At 68.6% G+C, this 16,823-nt stretch carries 15 protein-coding genes; 6 read left to right on the top strand and 9 right to left on the bottom strand.

What is annotated here, in order from left to right; genetic code table 11:
• Positions 1-100 precede the first annotated feature (100 nt).
• The gene (locus OQF71_RS09475; protein WP_280587289.1) at positions 101-598 is read right to left on the bottom strand and encodes a universal stress protein; all 498 of its coding nucleotides are present in this window, start codon (positions 596-598) and stop codon (positions 101-103) included.
• Between the two features lie 525 nt (positions 599-1,123).
• Here OQF71_RS09475 and OQF71_RS09480 point away from each other — a divergent pair.
• On the top strand, positions 1,124-2,488 hold the full coding sequence (locus tag OQF71_RS09480) for an MFS transporter (protein ID WP_280587291.1): 1,365 nt from the start codon (positions 1,124-1,126) through the stop codon (positions 2,486-2,488).
• A 45-nt stretch (positions 2,489-2,533) separates the two neighbouring features.
• On the opposite strand, the gene OQF71_RS09485 is transcribed toward OQF71_RS09480, so the two are convergent.
• A complete protein-coding gene (locus tag OQF71_RS09485) occupies positions 2,534-3,406 on the bottom strand; it encodes a hypothetical protein (protein WP_280587293.1) in 873 nt (290 codons plus the stop codon).
• Positions 3,407-3,629: 223 nt separating this feature from the next.
• Here OQF71_RS09485 and OQF71_RS09490 point away from each other — a divergent pair, with 223 nt between their 5' ends.
• Positions 3,630-4,373 (top strand): competence/damage-inducible protein A, encoded by a 744-nt coding sequence (locus OQF71_RS09490; RefSeq protein ID WP_280587295.1) that lies wholly within the window; start codon positions 3,630-3,632, stop codon positions 4,371-4,373.
• A gap of 36 nt (positions 4,374-4,409) precedes the next feature.
• Here the strand turns inward: OQF71_RS09490 and OQF71_RS09495 are convergent, their stop codons facing one another.
• Both OQF71_RS09495 and OQF71_RS09500 read right to left on the bottom strand, forming a co-directional pair.
• The gene (locus OQF71_RS09495; protein WP_280587296.1) at positions 4,410-5,471 is read right to left on the bottom strand and encodes a DUF4350 domain-containing protein; all 1,062 of its coding nucleotides are present in this window, start codon (positions 5,469-5,471) and stop codon (positions 4,410-4,412) included.
• Positions 5,468-6,451: a S49 family peptidase gene (locus OQF71_RS09500; RefSeq protein WP_280587297.1), complete on the bottom strand. Its 984-nt coding sequence runs from the start codon at positions 6,449-6,451 to the stop codon at positions 5,468-5,470. The genes OQF71_RS09495 and OQF71_RS09500 overlap by 4 nt, the downstream gene beginning before the upstream one ends.
• A gap of 1,279 nt (positions 6,452-7,730) precedes the next feature.
• Between OQF71_RS09500 and OQF71_RS09505 the strand changes: the two genes are divergently transcribed.
• From OQF71_RS09505 to OQF71_RS09520, 4 genes are all read left to right on the top strand, one after another.
• On the top strand, positions 7,731-9,059 hold the full coding sequence (locus OQF71_RS09505; RefSeq protein ID WP_280587298.1) for a CoA-binding protein: 1,329 nt from the start codon (positions 7,731-7,733) through the stop codon (positions 9,057-9,059).
• 184 nt (positions 9,060-9,243) lie between these two features.
• Positions 9,244-10,731: an aldehyde dehydrogenase family protein gene (locus OQF71_RS09510; protein ID WP_280587299.1), complete on the top strand. Its 1,488-nt coding sequence runs from the start codon at positions 9,244-9,246 to the stop codon at positions 10,729-10,731.
• Positions 10,732-10,813: 82 nt separating this feature from the next.
• On the top strand, positions 10,814-11,575 hold the full coding sequence (locus OQF71_RS09515) for an IclR family transcriptional regulator (RefSeq protein WP_280587300.1): 762 nt from the start codon (positions 10,814-10,816) through the stop codon (positions 11,573-11,575).
• A 51-nt stretch (positions 11,576-11,626) separates the two neighbouring features.
• Positions 11,627-12,157: a gamma carbonic anhydrase family protein gene (locus OQF71_RS09520; RefSeq protein WP_280587301.1), complete on the top strand. Its 531-nt coding sequence runs from the start codon at positions 11,627-11,629 to the stop codon at positions 12,155-12,157.
• 277 nt (positions 12,158-12,434) lie between these two features.
• Here the strand turns inward: OQF71_RS09520 and OQF71_RS09525 are convergent, their stop codons facing one another.
• The 5 genes from OQF71_RS09525 to OQF71_RS09545 all read right to left on the bottom strand — a co-directional run.
• Positions 12,435-12,758, bottom strand: a complete 324-nt coding sequence (locus OQF71_RS09525) for a hypothetical protein (RefSeq protein ID WP_280587303.1) — start codon at positions 12,756-12,758, stop codon at positions 12,435-12,437.
• A 122-nt stretch (positions 12,759-12,880) separates the two neighbouring features.
• Positions 12,881-14,110: an FAD-dependent monooxygenase gene (locus OQF71_RS09530; RefSeq protein WP_280587304.1), complete on the bottom strand. Its 1,230-nt coding sequence runs from the start codon at positions 14,108-14,110 to the stop codon at positions 12,881-12,883.
• Positions 14,111-14,186: 76 nt separating this feature from the next.
• Positions 14,187-15,614 carry an SLC13 family permease gene (locus OQF71_RS09535; RefSeq protein ID WP_280587305.1) on the bottom strand — a complete coding sequence of 476 codons (1,428 nt, stop codon included), beginning with the start codon at positions 15,612-15,614 and terminating at the stop codon, positions 14,187-14,189.
• An 83-nt stretch (positions 15,615-15,697) separates the two neighbouring features.
• Positions 15,698-16,090: a thioesterase family protein gene (locus tag OQF71_RS09540; RefSeq protein ID WP_280587306.1), complete on the bottom strand. Its 393-nt coding sequence runs from the start codon at positions 16,088-16,090 to the stop codon at positions 15,698-15,700.
• On the bottom strand, positions 16,087-16,823 hold a 737-nt coding region (locus OQF71_RS09545), incomplete at its 5' end, for an acetate--CoA ligase family protein (RefSeq protein WP_280587307.1). The genes OQF71_RS09540 and OQF71_RS09545, both read right to left, overlap by 4 nt.

Genomic DNA, 16,823 nt, shown 5'->3' on the forward strand with positions numbered 1-16,823 from the left:
CACACACAACATAAAAAACAAACAACATTTCCGGTCGTCTTTCGGTTCCTGTGTGGCGTTTTTGGGGCCGCCGACGGGGAGCCGAAGAGGGGGAACGGGGTCAGTCGTCGGCGCCGACGACCATCACGGGCGCGGAGGCGCCGCGCTGAACTCGCGTCGGAAGCGTCTCGGGGCGAACGAGCCGGTCGAGTCCGGTCCGGCGCGCGGAGCCGACCACGATCAGGTCGGCGTCGTGAGCGTCTGCGAAGTCGAGCACTTCCCGGTGCGGCGAGCCGTACCGGAACCGCTTCTCGACGTCGACGCCGCTCGCCTCGCCGCGAGCCGCGACGTCCTCGACGAGCGCCTCGCCGGTGCGCTCGCGGCGCTCCACGACCATGTCCCAGTGTTCGCTGGTGTCGACGACGTACAGCGCGTCGACGGTCGCGCCGTGGGCAGCGGCGATGTCGAGCCCCGCGTCGACCGCGGCGCGGCCGGCCTCGTCGTCCCGGGTGACGACGAGCACGCGCTCGAAGACGGACCCGCGAGTGGTCGCGCTCGATTCCGGTGCGGCGGTGGCGTCGGTGGACGTGATATCGGCGGTGTCGGTGTCAGCGGACATGGTGGGTGATGCCGGATTCGCCCGGTTGCGGGCGCCGGTTATGTTCGTGTATCCCTTGGAGCAGGCTCCTCTTAACAATTTTCGACAGTATAGACGATTATCATTATTTATCCGTGAGTGATTGGCAGTTCGAGTTGATACTCTACCGATCTATCCCGTTTTATTTTACAGACGACCACGGCGTCGACGCGGTTGAGGTACCTGTAGATTGGCCTCCGCTCCTCCGAGACCGGACGGGTATCGCCGTCGTGACGGAAACAGGCTCGCGAGGCTGTCCGGCGGCGGGCCGATCCCGCCGGCGGTGCGGTCCAACGCCGCGGACTCCGGCGCGCTCTGCGTCTCCCCGATACCGGGTCCGGTCCGATCCCGGGTCGAAGAGGCAAGCGCGTCCCCAACGACGCGTTTTAACCGGTGAGTGTGAACAGTACCGACACGCACGCGAGCGGCGCGTCGGACGCACCGCGCGCCGCGACCCGAGGCACGACATGACACCGAACACCACCACGCGGTCGACGGACGGCAACGATGGGTGACGAGAACGGCGGCGGCTCCGCCGCCGGCGGGGGTGATCCGGTCGGCGACGACCCTGCGATCGACGAGGCGGACGGCGGCGTCGACTACGCCGGCCGGGCGGCGTCGATCCTCGGCTTCTCTCGCTGGTGGCAGATCGTCGCCGCCGCGGGGATGATGGCCGCCGTAAGCCCCTATCAGTACGTCTGGTCGTCGATCGAGCAGCCGCTCGCCGCGAGCCTCGACATCGCGCTACCGGCGCTCGGCGCGGTGTTCTCGTTTTACGTCGTCTTCCAGTCGCTCTCTCAGTTTCCCGCGGGCAAGTGGCGCGACAGCCGCGGGCCCGGGGCGCTCACCTTCCTCGCGGCGCTTCTGGCCGGGGGCGGGTACATCGGGCTGGCGTACGCGACGACCGTCTGGCAGCTGTACCTGCTGTACTCGCTCGGCGCGATCGGCGTGGGGGTCGTGTACACGGTCGCGGTGAACACCGCGGTCAAGTGGTTCCCGGACCGCACGGGACTGACGACGGGAATCGGCACGATGGCGTTCGCGGGCGGGAGCGCTCTCGTGGTGCCGTACGTGCGGGCGAACGCGACCGTGGCGGAGTACGGCGACGTGCTCCGGAACGTCGGGATCGCCATCCTCGTCGTCACCCTCGTAGGGGCGTACCTCCTCCGAGACCCGCCGGAAGACTGGCTCGGGCTGGCGGACCGAGAGGACGACGACGGCGACGAGGGGCTCGCGGCCTCGCTCCGCGGGCGCGCCTATACGACCCGCGAGATGCTCTCGACGTGGCAGTTCTGGCTGCTGTACGCGATGTTCGTCGCGATGGCGGGCGCGGACCTGATCGTCATCGCCAACGTCGTGCGGTTCGCCGAGCAGTTCGGGCTGGCGGCGGTCGTCGCGACCGCGGCGGCGACCCTGCTCCCCGTCGCCGCCGGCGTGTCGCGGATGATCCTCGGGGAGGCCTCCGATCGCTTCGACCGCAAGAAAGTGATGGCCGCCTCGTTCGTGCTCGCCGGCGTCTTCCGGCTCGCGCTGATCGGCGCCGGTCGGGCCGAGGCCGGGATCGCGTTCGTCGCGCTGGTGATGGCGGCGATGTTCTTCTCCTCGCCGCTCTTCGTCTACTTCCCGTCGGTGATCGCCGACTACTACGGTGCCCGGAACTCCTCGGGCAACTACGCGGTCCTCTACACCGCGAAGGTCGGCGGCGGCGTCTTCGCCGGCACGGTCACCGGCTACCTCGTCGCGGCGTTCGGCTGGGTCCCGACGTTCGCGCTCGGCGGCGGCCTCGCGATCGCCGCCGGGCTGGCGGCGCTCGTCCTCCGCCCCCCGAGCGGCTCAGGGTTGGAGAGCGAGGCGGCGACGCCGACGGACTGACCGCTCCGACCGGCGACCGCCTCGGCTTCTCCGGGGGGCCGGACCTCACTCGGTCCGGGCCATCGCGCGCTCGATCCGACGCGTGAGATCGTCGAGCCTGCTCCCGACCGATCCGACCGCCGCGAGGACCGGATACGTCGCGGAGCGGTCCTGATAGAGGTACGTCGGGAGGTCGACCGCGGCGTCGTCGAGCCGGAGCTCGCGGGCGTGCTCCGCGATCACGCGCTGGCGGCGCGCGGCGATCCGGTCGCAGTCCTCCACGAGGACGCCGGCGCGAGCGCGACACGCGTCGAGCGCGCCGAAGCCGCCCTCCGGAACCGCCGCGTCGAGCGACGCGATCTCGCGCCGGACCGCCGCGAGTCGCGATCCCGCCCGATCGAGCGACTCCGTCTCGATTCGGAGCCGCTCTATCAGTTGCTCGCGTTCCTCCATCGCGGCGTCGACCTCGTCGAGTAAGGCCCGCTCGTACTCGGGGTGGAATCCCGCGGTCCGGGTGAGCGCGTACGCCAGCTCGGGGCCGAACTCCGCGGCGACGCTGCGCTCGTATGTGTCGTCGTACTCGTCTTCGTAGTGGGGGACCGACATCACCGTCTCGGCGTACGCGTCCCTGACGGCGACGAGGCCCGAGCCGGGCGGCGTGCCGGGACCGCCGACCCCCGCGCCGGCCGCGGCACCGGCGGCGGCCGGTACGTCGGAGTTGCCGGCGGTCCCCGAAGGGCCCGCGTGGTCACCCAGCCCCGCCGTCGCGGGCGATCCGACCGGCGTGACCGTCTCCGTCGGGATCGACTCGACCCGGCCGCGGAACGCCCGGAACGCCTCGCGCTCGTCGACGGTGCGGCGCCGCTCGACCCGGATCGCTTCCCGCGCGCCGTCGATGGCCGTCCGGGACTCGTCGGGCCCGTCGGTAGTCGTTGCCATACCGCATCCCTGGCGGGTCGCCCTCGTAAACGCTTATATGAGGGGTATCGGGGCGACGGGAACGGTCCCGAGGGCTCAATAGCGCTCCCGAGACGCCGGAGGCTCTCGCGCTCGCAGGTGGGTCGATCGGGACGCGGCGGGAAGCGTGCTCGGGACGCGGCGGGAAGCGTGCTCGGGACGCGGCGGGAAACGTACATCCGTCGGCCGGTCCAAGGGGCCTCCGATGGAGGCCGCGTTGATCACGGTCGGCGACGAACTGCTCTCGGGCGACACGGTGAACACGAACGCGAACTGGCTCGCCGCCGAGTTGAGCGACCGCGGCGTCGTCGTGGCCCGGATCCTCTCCGTTCCCGACGACCAGACGGCGATCGCGGAGCACGTCCGGGAGTACGCCGGGACGTTCGACGCCGTGATCGTCACGGGCGGGATCGGCAGCACGCCGGACGACGTGACGATGGAGGCGGTCGCGGACGCGTTCGACCGCGAGATGGTCGCCACGGACCTCACTCGCGAGTCGGTCGAGCGCCGGCTGGCCGCGATCCGCGAGCGCGTCCCCGACCGCGAGTTCGACGTGGACGTGGCCGCGGAGGCGGCGGTCCCCGAGGGGAGCCGCCCGCTCGTGACCGAGGCGGGGCTCGCCCCCGGCTGCGTCATCGAGGGCGTGTACGTGCTGCCGGGGATCCCGGACGAGCTGAAGGCCGTCTTCGCGACCGTCGCCGACGAGTTCGCCGGCGACCGGCGGTCGCGGTTCCTCTACACGGTGGAGCCCGAGTCCAACATCGTGCCCGCGTTAGAGGACGCGATGGACCGGTTCGACGTCGTCGTCGGCTGTTATCCCGACCGCGAGGCCGACCACAACCGCCTGAAGGTGACCGCGACGGACGACGACGCGCTCGACGACGCCGCGGCGTGGCTGCTGGCGAACGTGAACGCGAGCGAGACGCCGGTGCGACGGAACTGGGACTGATAAAAGCGTCGGCGACGGGTTCGGGAGGAACGCGGCTCAGCCGGCCGTCTCGTTCTCCGACGGCTCCGCGGGCGGCTGGTCGGGCCCGGTCGGTCCGGTCGGTCCGGTGGGCGCCTGTTGCCCACCGGGGCCGGGCGGCGTCCGGTCGTTCGTCACGAGGAAGTCGGCGAGGTTGCCGATCAGCGCGTCGTTGTCGGCGCGCGCGGCGTTCTCCGGCGAGAGGAAGTCGCTGTCGCCCACCATCACCACCCCGTCGCTCCGGACGAGCAGCGGCGCTTCGGCGGACGCGCGCGTCGTCGACAGTTCGCTCCCCTCGATCGGGCGGAGCACGTCGCTGCCGGCGTCGGTCGTTCCGACCGGCGTCGCAGACGGCAGGACGGCGCGGTCGACGCCTTCGGTCAAGGCGGCGTCGGAGTCGCCGGCGGGCTCCGCGTACACGCGCTGGTAGTTCAGGTCGTTCTCTTCCATGTTGTACACGTAGCCGGGCTCGGTCGTCACGCCGAGCGTCGCGTCGAGCGCGGCCGCTCCCGGCTGGTCGAACGCCGCGCCGGGCTCCGTCGCCACGATCACGTGGCCGCCGGAGTCGACGAACGACTCGATCTCGTCGAGCTGCGCCTCGTCGTAGTCGGTCCGGAACGTCACGAACGCGTCGGCCCCGGCGAGCCGCTCGCCGAGCTGGGTCGGTCCCTGCTCACCGCCGGGCGCGGCGGGGCGGCGCTGCTGGTCGGGGTCCGGCACGTAGACGCCGACGTCGTGGCCGTTCTGGATGAGTGCGTTCGCCAGCGGCCTGATATCGCGGTCAGCGACGCTCGGACTACCGAGTCCGAGCAGCGCGAGCGGACTCACGGGCGCCGCACCCTGCGGCTCGACGCCGGGGTCGACGAGCACCGTCTGGGACCGCGTCGCGGCCTCCATCTCGACGGTGGCCTGGCCCGGCGTCCCGTTCGCGACCAGGTCCTCGTCGAGGTAGTGGTCGTTCTGGATCTCGGGCGCGGGGGCGGCGCCGTCGGCGGTCGCGTACCCCGTGAGCGCCGCGCCGCCGGTGATCGCCGCCACCGTCACGACGAAGACGGCCGCGAGCGTTCGGAGCTGACTCACGCGTCGACACCCCCGGAGAGCCGCGCCGTGTCGTTGCCCGTCGCGCCGGCCGGCGACCCGCCGCGGTCGGCGTCGAGGTCGCTCTCGGAGAAGCGCTCGACGGTGTCGACGTGCGGGACGGCTTCGAGGTGGACGTACGTGAGCCCCATCGGCTCGACGTCGCCGTAGCCGGGGTCGTTGGCGTGAACCGCGACGACTTGGGTGTCGGTACGCAGCAGGATCGGGAAGCCGGTGTCGGGTCCGGTCTCCCGGGTGTCGACCCGGTACTCGCCGAGGCTCTCCGCCGTCGCGGCGGCGTGGATCGCCTCGTTGAGCGATCCGATCTCGTCGGCGAAGCCGTTCTGGACCGCCTCCGTGCCGAGGTACACGTTGGCCTTCGCGACCTCCTCGCGCGGCATCCGGAACTCGTCGCCGCGCTCGGCCATCATCGCGTCGATGAACGTGTCGGCGAGCGTCTGCTGCTTGGCCCACGACTGAATCTCGTTGCTCCCGGCCTTATCCGGGCCGCTCGGACCCTGAACCGGCGAGGTCGTCTGCGGTGCGCGCGCGTTCAGGCCGATACTGCCGACCGTCGAGGTCGGGAGCACGTATATCTCGTCCGCGGGCGCCATGGCGTAGTAGCCGCCGGAGGCGCTGATCGACTGCACGCTGGCGATCACGGTCATCTGCTCGCTCGTCCGTTGGACCGCCTTGTACATCCGCTCGGAGGCGACGGGGGCGCCGCCCGGAGTGTCTATCTTGAGGACGACCGCGCCGACGGAGCCGTTGGCGCGGATGTCCGCGAGTTCGCTCTCGACATCGTCGGCGAGGGCCGTGTTCACGGGTCCTTCGATTTCGACGACGGCGACGGTATCGTCCGGGTCGTTGGTCGACGCGTACACGCTGGGCGCGAGCACGGCGCCGACCACCGCCGCGGCCACCACGACGACGGCGATCTGCTGCCGTGACGTGAGGACCGTGGAGGGCTGGTTCGTTGACATGACCGAGTAAATCCTGCGGTAACCGGCGCATAAAAATTGTGAAAACGAACGCGTCGACATCGGCTGCGACGAGGTGGTCCGTCGTGTGACGGGGGATCTTCGTCCGTCTCCGGAAGCCGACCGTCTCGCGCTCGACGCCTTTCGGGACCGAGGCGACGGCGGCGCTCGCTCACGCGCCCCCGGAGGCACTCGTCACGCGTTCCCGGAGGCACTCGTCACGCGTTCCCGGAGGCGCACCCCGACGGCGACACCGGTGTCAGGAAGGCGACGGCAGCGCCGGTCGCGACCCGCGGGAGCCGCCGGAGTGCGACGCCGACCGACGCTGATCGGTGGGAAGCGAATCCAGCAGATGGCACGCTGTGTCGACCGGGATCGGTGAAGGGAGGCGACGTGTAACCGATGTATGACCGCGAGATCCGTGTCACCGGCGGTGGTCGCTTCGTGCCGATCGTCGTGACACGACGGCGAGGACAACAGTGACCGGGGCGTTGGGTTTCGGTCTCGGACCCATATTATCATATTTAAATACAGTTGCTATATCACACATATCGTCGTCAGCGACGAGATCGCTTCCGCAGTCGGGACCAGAGATCGGAGCACGGCTGCCTGACGAACAGGGTTCGGATCACGTTGCGGCCGATCGCGGTGTACCCCGGACCAACGATCAGCGCCACCGGCGAGATACCGCAATCGCCTCGAGCAGTACGGAGATCACGTTTCGGCTGGAAGAGGCGTTATAAGCGGATTGAACGGTAATTCGGCCGAGAAATCCGTTGGGGCCGTCTCTCCGAACGGGACCCGTTTCAGACGGAGACATCTCTCTCTCTTTTTGAGCATCGCTCTCGGTATCCGATTTAAACGCTTCTCTATCCGTTTCGGTCGTATCCGTGGAGGTGAGCAGTACCCCACCGCAGTCGACGGTCGTGACGCGCGGTCAGAGGAACGTGACAACGGACTCGCCGCCGAATCGCACCCGTCGAGACGCAGCCGACGAGTCGCAACCGGCGACAGCGGCCCCACGCGAAGGCGAGCGATCCGGGTCACTCGTCAGTGGCTTCGGGCCTGCCATATAATATTCAACTAAATGGTACTTCTGTGAAATGATAAGATTTTATGACTATTTCCGAACCGGTTTCTCTCCCGGTTCTCGCTCAGCCCTTGTCTCTCTCGCAGCGGCGTCTATGATGTTCGCTTCCGCTCTGACCGGCGTCCGACGAGACCGAGGCGGGGGCCTGTGGCTTCCGGAATGCTCTTCATACTGTTCGATCGTAACAGTTCCATGGGAGTTACTGACTTGTTCGACCCCGACGGGATCGCCGTCGTCGGCGCGTCGAAGACCGCCGGCAAGCTCGGCAACGATGCGATGACCAACATCCGGTCGTACGACGGAGCCATTTATCCGGTCAACCCGTCCAGTTCGGGCAGCGTCTACGGGTACGAGTTCGTCGACTCGGTGACTGAGACCGACGCTGACCTCGCGCTCTGCTGCGTGCCGAGTCCGGTCGTCCCGGAGGTCATCGAAGAGTGCGGCGAGGCGGGCGTCGGTGCCGCGGTGATCTTCGCCGGCGGATTCGCCGAGGTCGACGAGGCGGGCCGCGAGCGCGAGGCGGAGATCGCGGCGCTCGGCGAGGAGTACGACATGACGATCCTCGGGCCGAACACCGCGGGCTACTGCATCCCTCACCTCGACCTGTACGGCTCCTTCGTCCCGGAGATCCGAGATATCGAGACCGGTAACGTCGCCCTCCTCGCCCAGAGCGGCGGTATCGGCGTCACGGGAGCGTTCCAGCTCGACCGCGAGGAGTACGGCGTCTCGTCGATGTTCGGACTCGGGAACCGCGCGAACGTCGATTTCGCCGAGTTGATTCCCGTGCTCGACGAGGATCCGCACACCGAGGCGATCGCGGTCCACATCGAGGGCACCGAAGACATCGACGACGCGATAGCGGCGTTCCGCGAGTGCGAGACCCCGATCGTCGTGCTGAAGGCCGGCAGCGAGGAGTTCCGCGACTTCGTCGGCTCGCATACGGGCGCGCCGATGCAGGACCGAGGGGCCTACGAGGACGCGCTCGCCGGCGAAGGCGTCGTCTTCGTCGACACCGTGACGGAGCTCATCGACGGCGCACGGGCGATCGCGTCGACCCCGACGCCGGAGGGCTCGAACGTCGGACTCGTCACGGCGCAGGCCGGTCCGGGGATCATCGTGGCAGACTCGCTCCGCGAGCGCGGCGCGAACTTCCCCGATCTCGACGCGGAAACGGCCGAGCAGATAGCCGAGGCGTTACAGGGGATCACCTACACGGAGAATCCGGTCGATACCGGTCGGCCGCTCCCCGAGTTCGGGGAGGTGATCGACGCCGTGGCACGCGACGAGGCCGTGGACGTGGTGGTCGTGTACGAGATATACGAGCGCTCGCTGGGCTATCCCGTCGAGGAGTTGGAGGCGCTCGCCGAGGATCTCGACAAGCCGATCTGTTTCATCGTCGCCGGGCCGGAGAGCTTCGAGACGGAGCGGCTGCAGATGGAGGCCGTCGGAATCCCGACGTTTCAGGCGCCCGAACGCGGTTCCGACGCGGTCGGCGCCCTAGTCGAACTCGCCGACGAGTAGGCCGCGAGCGCGAGCGAACAGGTCCCCGACGCGAGCGAACAGATCTCCGACGCGAGCGGACGGCCCGTCGAGGATAGATCCGCGGAGCGGACCGGTCGTACGGGGGAGCCGACCCCGGTGGCACCTAGTGTCCCAACCGTTACCACACACCTATATGGGTAGCAGCCGAAACGTCGAGACGACGATGCCAGCAGAAATTTCACCCGACGCCGACTGGAACAGCCTGTACATCGACGGATCGTGGGTCGACGCGACGGACGGCGAGACGATCGGTGTCGAGGACCCTTCGACGCGGGAGTCGTTCACCGAAGTGCCCGCGGCGACCGAGGCCGACGTGGACGCCGCGTACGAGGCGGCCGCCGCGGCGAGCGACGAGTGGGCCGCGACTCCGCCGGCGGCGCGCGAGGAGATCGTACAGAACGCGCTCCAAGCGCTCGACGCGGCCGAAGAAGCGATTATCGAGCTGATGTCACACGAGGCCGGGGGGACCGCCGGGTACGGCCATACGTCTCACCACCTCGCGATGGACCAAGCCGGCGAGGCGGCGACGATCCCCCGTCGGATGAAGGGCGACCACATCGCCTCGAACATCCCCGGGAAGGAGAATCTCGTTCAGCGGGAACCGAAAGGCGTCGTGACCGTAATCTCGCCGTGGAACTTCCCACTCAACCTCTCGGCGCGCGCCGTGTTCCCCGCTATCGCCGCGGGGAACGCGGTCGTGTTGAAGCCGGCGACGAACACGCCGATCAGCGGCGGGCTCCTGTTCGCGAAGCTGTTCGAGGAGGCGGGCCTCCCCGACGGCGTGTTGAACGTCGTCACCGGTCACGGCTCCGAGATCGGCGACCGCGTCGCAGGACACTCCGAGAGCGACGTCGTCGCGTTCACGGGGTCGACGGAGGTCGGCCGTCGGGTGGCGGCCGCGGCCGCGGAAAACCTCGCCACGCCGGCGATGGAGCTCGGCGGCAACAACGCCCACGTCGTCACCGGCGACGCCGACGTCGAGCGCGCGGTCGACAGCGCCGTCTTCGGGTCGTTCATCCACCAGGGACAGGTGTGTATCTCGATCAACCGACACGTCGTCCACGAGGACGTCTACGACGAGTACGTGTCGCTGCTGACGGAGCGCGCCGAAGAACTGGTCGCCGGGAGCGCCCACGACGAGGTCCACCTCGGACCGATCATCGACGAGACGCAGCGCGACGAGATGCTTTCGTACGTCGAGGAGACGGTCGAAGCCGGCGCGACACTCGAAACGGGCGGCGGGACGGTCGACCTCGACGGCGTCGACGACTCGCTCGTCGTCGAGCCCACGGTCCTCTCCGACGTGACCAACGACATGGCGGCGGCGTGTAACGAGCACTTCGGTCCCGTCGCGCCGGTCATCCGGGTCTCCGACGTCGACGAGGCGGTCGCGGTCGCCAACGACACCGAGTACGGCCTCTCCGGGTCGGTCCACGCCGGGGACCTCGGGACCGCGAAGGACATCGCAAACCGCATGGAAACGGGGATGGTCCACATCGGCGATCAGCCGATCAACGACGAGGCACACGTGCCGTTCAGCGGCACCGGTGCGTCCGGGATGGGCGGGTACAACACCGACGAGTTCCTCCGTGAGGTCACCGAAAACAAGTGGATCTCGATCCAGCACGAGCCGCGCGAGTACCCGTTCTGACGGGAGCGCGTAGTACGGGGATCGGCTCCGTTCGCTCTCGACGAACACGATCTTTTTTAGGATAGCCACCGAGGATCAGCGTATGAATGAGACAGACTCGCAAACGGTCGGGGCGGTCGAGACGACGTTTTCAGTTATCCAGGTGCTACAGGACCGCGGCGGCGCTGGCGTCACGGAGATCGCGAACGAGCTCGAGCTCTCGAAGAGCGCCGTCCACAAGCACCTCGCCACCCTCGCGGACCAGCGGTGCGTCGTCAAACGCGGCGACGAGTACCGGCTCGGGCTCGGACTGTTCGAGTACGGGTCGTTCGTGCGAAACGGGTACGACGTGTTCCACAAGGCGAAGCCGCGGGTGCGCGAACTCGCGGCGGAGACCGGAGAGATGGTGTGGCTCATCCTCGAGGAGAACGGGATGGCGATGTACCTGTTCGGTGACGGCGGCTCCCTCGACATCAACGTGGACTCGCTGGTCGGCACGTGGACGCACCTCCACCTCAACTCCGGTGGGAAGGCGATTCTCTCACAGTACTCCGAGGATCGCGTGCGAGAGATCGTCGACAAACATGGACTGCCGGCCCGGACTGACCGGACGATCACCGATATCGACGAGCTGCTGGAGGAGCTCGAACGGACCAGAAAGCGGGGGTACGCACTGAACCTCGAGGAGGACCTCGACGGGATTCACGCCATCGGGGCGCCCATCGCTCACCAAGGGGAAGTACAGGGCGCGCTCTCGATCGCGGGCGCGGCGAACCGGCTGACCGAAACGCGGTGTCACGAGGAGTACGCGGATCGGTTGCTCACGGTGGTCAACGACCTCGAACTGAACCTCACGTACCGCTGAGCCGGCGGCGTCGGCCAGCACACATTTATCCCGTCGGTGTGAGCAGACGCCATGCACATTCCCTTCGACGGGTCCGATCCGACCGTCCACGACGACGCGTACGTCTCCGAGACCGCGGTGCTCTCGGGGGAGGTACGCGTGGCCCCGGGCGCCAGCGTGTGGCCGCTCGTCTCGCTCCGGGGCGACCGCGCACCCGTTCTTGTCGGCGAGGAGACCAACGTCCAGGAGTTCACGACGCTCCACGGGGCGGAGATCGGTGACCGCGTCTCGGTCGGCCACGGTGCGGTCGTCGACTTCGCCACCGTCGCGGACGACGTCCTCGTCGGCATGCAGTCGTCCGTCCTCCGCGGTGCAACCGTGGAACCGAACTGCCTCGTCGCCGCGAACGCGGTCGTTCCGAGCGGGACGACCGTGCCGGAGGGACACTTAGCGTACGGAACGCCGGCCGAAACAAGACCGCTGACCGACGATCAGCGCGCGCAGATCGGGCGCGTCCACGAACACTACGCGGAACTGAGCACGGAGTTCGCTCGGGCGGAAGCCGACGCGTACCGACGCTCTCGAGACGGGAGCGACGAGTGAGTTCGCCACCCGTGTGAACGGTGATCACAAATTGTTTCTCAATAGAGAACGGTTAGTGACTAATACGTGATACTAAGTATCGCGCTCATTACATTCTTACGTGTGTGAAGCTTTATATAGCGACGACCGCCACTCGCCGACTGTAGGCGTTTATGGCGGCGGCGATATCACGATGGATCGTGATCCTTTGTTCTCTGACGGCGAACAAATGCGGTGAGAATCGGATCGATCGGTGTCGCCACTCGGTGGCATAGGGCAGCGGAAAACCGACCGAGACTCACTCGAGGCCGAGGCGGTTTGCGACCCAGTTGTCGCGACCGGCCATCACGAACGCCTCTTCGTCCTCGAACTCAGTTTCTGTCGCGACGAACTCGTCCCACTCGCCGTCGCCGACGTAGTCGAGAGCGGCCGCTTCGTCGGCGTCCGCCGGGCTCGCGGCGACGAGATCGTCGAACGTCTCGAAGGACGTGTACTCGCGGACGAACGCGTCGTCGAAGACCGCTTCGAGGGGGATCTCGTCGTCAGGGTCGTACACCTCGTCGGCGTCCGGCAAATCGTCGTGCGATGCGGCGGCGTCTTCGAGATCGCCTTGAAACACCATGTTCGGTTGGACGTACCGCCGCGACGCATGTAAATCGTTCCCATTTCTCTCGGAGTAACACCCGCCGCCGGGGGACTCTCCGACTCTGCAGTCGGGGTCGGAAGGACCGCGATGCGACCGGGTCAGTAGTTCCCGGTGGAGACGATCGGCGGCGTCCCGTGGGGGCCGTACGGCGCGTCGTCGAGGTACTCGCCCGCGACCTCGAAGCTGTCCGCGAGCGACGCGGCGGCCTCCTTGCGCAGCACGGGGACGGGATGATCGCCTTGGAGGTATTCGAGCGCCTGTCCGGCCGCGTCGCGGTTGTACTCGGCCGCCTTCTCGCGGCGGGCGGCGTACAGTTCGACCTCGTCGTGAGCGACCGCCTCGGTCCGCGCGCCCAGCGCGACGGCGATCGCCGATGCCGCTTCGTCGGCGTCGGCGATCCCGGAGTTCATCCCGCGAGCGCCGAACGGGGCGAGCAAGTGGGCCGCCTCGCCCGCGAGCAGGGCGCGCCGGTCGTCGTCGACGAACGTGTCCGCCATCACTTGGAGGAACTTGTAGCTGGACACCCAAGTGACGTTGTCGGCGTACCGTTCCCCCATCACCGCCGAGACGAACTCGCGCATCTGCTCGTCCGAGGCGAGCTCCTCGGGGTCGTCGTCCGGAAGACACTGAATGTCGAGCCGCCACCCGCCGGTGAAGGGGACGAGCATCACGTTCCGGCCGTCGGCGGCCGGATCGTCGTAGTGGAAGAGGCGCTCGCACGGGTACGGGTCCTCCTCGACTTCGTCCACGTCGGCGATGATAAAGGAGTTCTCCGACTGGGACCCCTCGAACTCCGCGCCGATCTCATTCCGGACCGTGGAGCCTCCGCCGTCGGCACCGACGAGGTACTCCGCTTCGAACTCGCGGCCGTCGTCGGTCTCGACGCGAACGCCGTCGGCGTCGGTCTCGACGGTCTCGACCGCCGAGTCCCAGCGGATCTCGATACCGGCCTCGTCGAGGGCCTCGTGCATGTACTCTTCCGTCCACTCCTGTGGAATGCTCGTGAAGTGCGGGATCTCGCCGTCCCCGCCCGGCGAGTCGTACGTGCGCCGGAACACCTGTTTGCCCCGCCAGCGCGTGTGTCGCGTGGGCCAGACGACTCCGTCGTCGACGAGTCGTTTTCCGAGCCCGGGATGGACCCGTTCGAGGGTTCGGAGCGTCGATCCGTGGACGTAGATCGCGCGGCTTCCGGATCGATCCCGGTCTTCCGACTCTGCTTCGAGAATCGTTGCGTCGACGCCGCGAGCGTGTAGCGCGAGCGCCGTCGTCATCCCCACGGGACCGGCCCCGGCGATAAGCACCGGTGCGTCCGTATTTGTATCGCTCATGCAGGTGTCTATGAGTTCACGTACCACGACAAAAGGGTTTGGGCTCGATACGACCCGACGGGAACGCGATCGGTCCCTAGTACAGAACCGTCATCCAGCCGAGGTGGATCGGCAACAGCACCGCGACCGTCGCGAGCGTACAGGCGGCGGTCGTTCGGATCAGTTCGCCCGTCTCGACGTCGCCCTCCGCGAGGATAGCGATTAACACCGCCGACTGGTACGGGAAGAAGTAGTTGCTCAGGCCCAGCGCCTCGATCATCAACACCGGCGTGAGCGGGACCCCGACCGACTCCGCGTAGGTGATCACCACCGGCGTCAGCACGCTGGCGACGGCCAATCCCTCCATGGCGAACGCGAGCGCAACGGTGGTCACGAACACCAGCGCGAGCGCGACGGCGAGGGGGGCGTCGGCGGGGACCGTCCCGAGTAACGTCGTCGCCGCCCGTTCGGCGAGCCCGGTCGCCGCCAGCCCGTCGCCGATCGCGAGCACGGCCGCGATGAAAAAGAGGATCGACACGTCGAACTCCTCCCCGACCTCCTCGAACCGGGCGACGCCGACGCCCGGGAAGAACGCGAACGCGACCACGGCGATCGCCCCGACGACCGGATCGAGCCCGTGGAGGAAGTCGGTAAGCCAGATCCCGACGCCGACGAGGAGGAACGCGAGCATCCGGCCGGGCGCTCGATCCGGCGATCCCGCTGAGTTTTCGGCAGAGCGCGGACGGGAAGACCCCGTCTCCTCGGCGACCGAGGGGTCGACTCCGGTGTTCGGTTCCGGGCGGAACATGGCGTACACGACCGCGACGACGACGCACACCCGCGTGAGCCCCATCACAGGGTACATGTGGACCAGCCACTCGGTCCAAGCGATCGAGTGACCGGCGACCGACTCTCCGAGCCCCGAGATGATGATGTTCGGTAAGTCAGCGGTCAGGATCCCGGATGATCCGTAGAACGTCGCGAACAGCGGTCCGAGGTACACGCCGACGCGAGCGCGTCGCGAGTCGAATCGCGACCCGATCTCCGTGAGGATCGGCGCGAGCAGCAGCACCCGGACGAGCGAGGAGGGGATGAGCAGCGCGAGCGCGTGCGAGCCGAGCGAGAGCGTCACGAGGAGCCGCAGATAGATCGCGCGAGCATCGAACCGTTCCGCAGGGGGAACGGCGACGCGTGTCAGCACGCGCCCCGCCTCGTCTGCCAGCCCGCTCCGCCGGGTCGCGATCCCCATGAGCAGCCCGAAGCCGATGAGCCACGTCGCCGACGACTGGAACCCGACGAGCGCGGCGGACGGCGAGAGCGCCGCCGCGAGGGCCCCGATCGCGAGGATACCGGTGAACGCGGGAGAGACGGGTGTAAGCACCCACAGGACGATGCTCCCGGCGGCGATCCCCGCCACCGCGCCGCCGTCACCGCCGATCGCCGCGACGGCGGCGGCGCCGGCGAGGGCGGCGAGGGGGACGGCGATCCGCGGAGCCTTCACCGCCGTGACGACGGTCCGGACCATCGTGCGGACTCACCCGTCGACGTCGGGGCGCAGAGAGCGGTCACGACGCGGACACGAGGCGAAAATCGCCGTCTCGGTCGGCGTCATGCCGTCAGCGCCTCTCGGAGGGGATCGGGGACCGGCGTGGGCCGACCGTCCTCGACGCCGACACAGACGCGTTGCTCGGTCCCGGTGAACCGGCGCTCGCCGTCGACCGCGCCCTCGTACTCGAACGTGACGCTCGTGGTCCCCACGTCGGTCGTCAGCGAGAACTCGACGACGTCCCCGCTCTCGACGGGACGCTCGAAGTCGACGTCCATCGACGCGACGGGTAGGCCGACCCCGAACTCCGTCTGTATCGCCCAGAACGGGTGGCCGATCGACTCCATGTACATGTCCGCGGTCTCCTGGAACGCGTCGACGATGCGGGGGTAGTGTGCGATGCCGAACGGGTCGCTGTCCGAGAATCGGACCGTCCACTCGCGGGCGTACGTCATCGGCGCTCACCCCCGCGGTCGTCGGCGCCGGCGTCGGCGTCGGCATCGGCGGCGGCGGTGTCGGCGGCGGCGGTGTCCCCGCTTGCACCATCGGGATCGGCGAGCACCACGAGCCCGTCGAGCGCGGTCGCCCCGTCCGGCGTCGCCAAGACCGGATTCAGGTCGATCTCCGCGATCTCCGGCGACGCGTCGAGCAGGTCCCCGACGGTCCGGACGACGTCGACGAGCGCGTCGAGGTCGGCGGGCGGGCGACCCCGGTGTCCGGTGAGCAGCGGCGCGGCAGTGAGCGACGTTACGGCGTCGCGGGCCTCGCGATGAGTGACCGGCGCGATCCGGTGTGTCACGTCCCCGTACACCTCGGTGAACGTCCCGCCGAGCCCGACGAGGGTCGTCGGACCGAACGAGGGGTCGTTCGTCCCCCCGACGATCACCTCGGTCCCCGCGTCGAGGTCGGCCATCGACTCGACGAGCACCGAGGCCTCGATACCGGCGGCGGCGGCCGCGTCGTCGATCCGCTCGGCCGCTTCTCGGACGGCGTCGGGTCCCGTCAGTCCGACCGCGACGCCCGCGCCGTCACCCCACTCGCTCTTGTGAGCGACCGCGGGCGACGACACCTTCGCGGCCACGGGGTAGCCGATCCGGTCGGCCGCGTCGACGGCGGCCGCGGGGTCCGCCGCCAGCGCGAGCTCGGGCGTCGCGGCCCCGCCGGCGGGGGGCGCCGCCTTCGCCTCCG

Source organism: Halorubrum sp. Boch-26 (assembly GCF_029889805.1).
In the GTDB taxonomy this organism is placed as follows: domain Archaea; phylum Halobacteriota; class Halobacteria; order Halobacteriales; family Haloferacaceae; genus Halorubrum.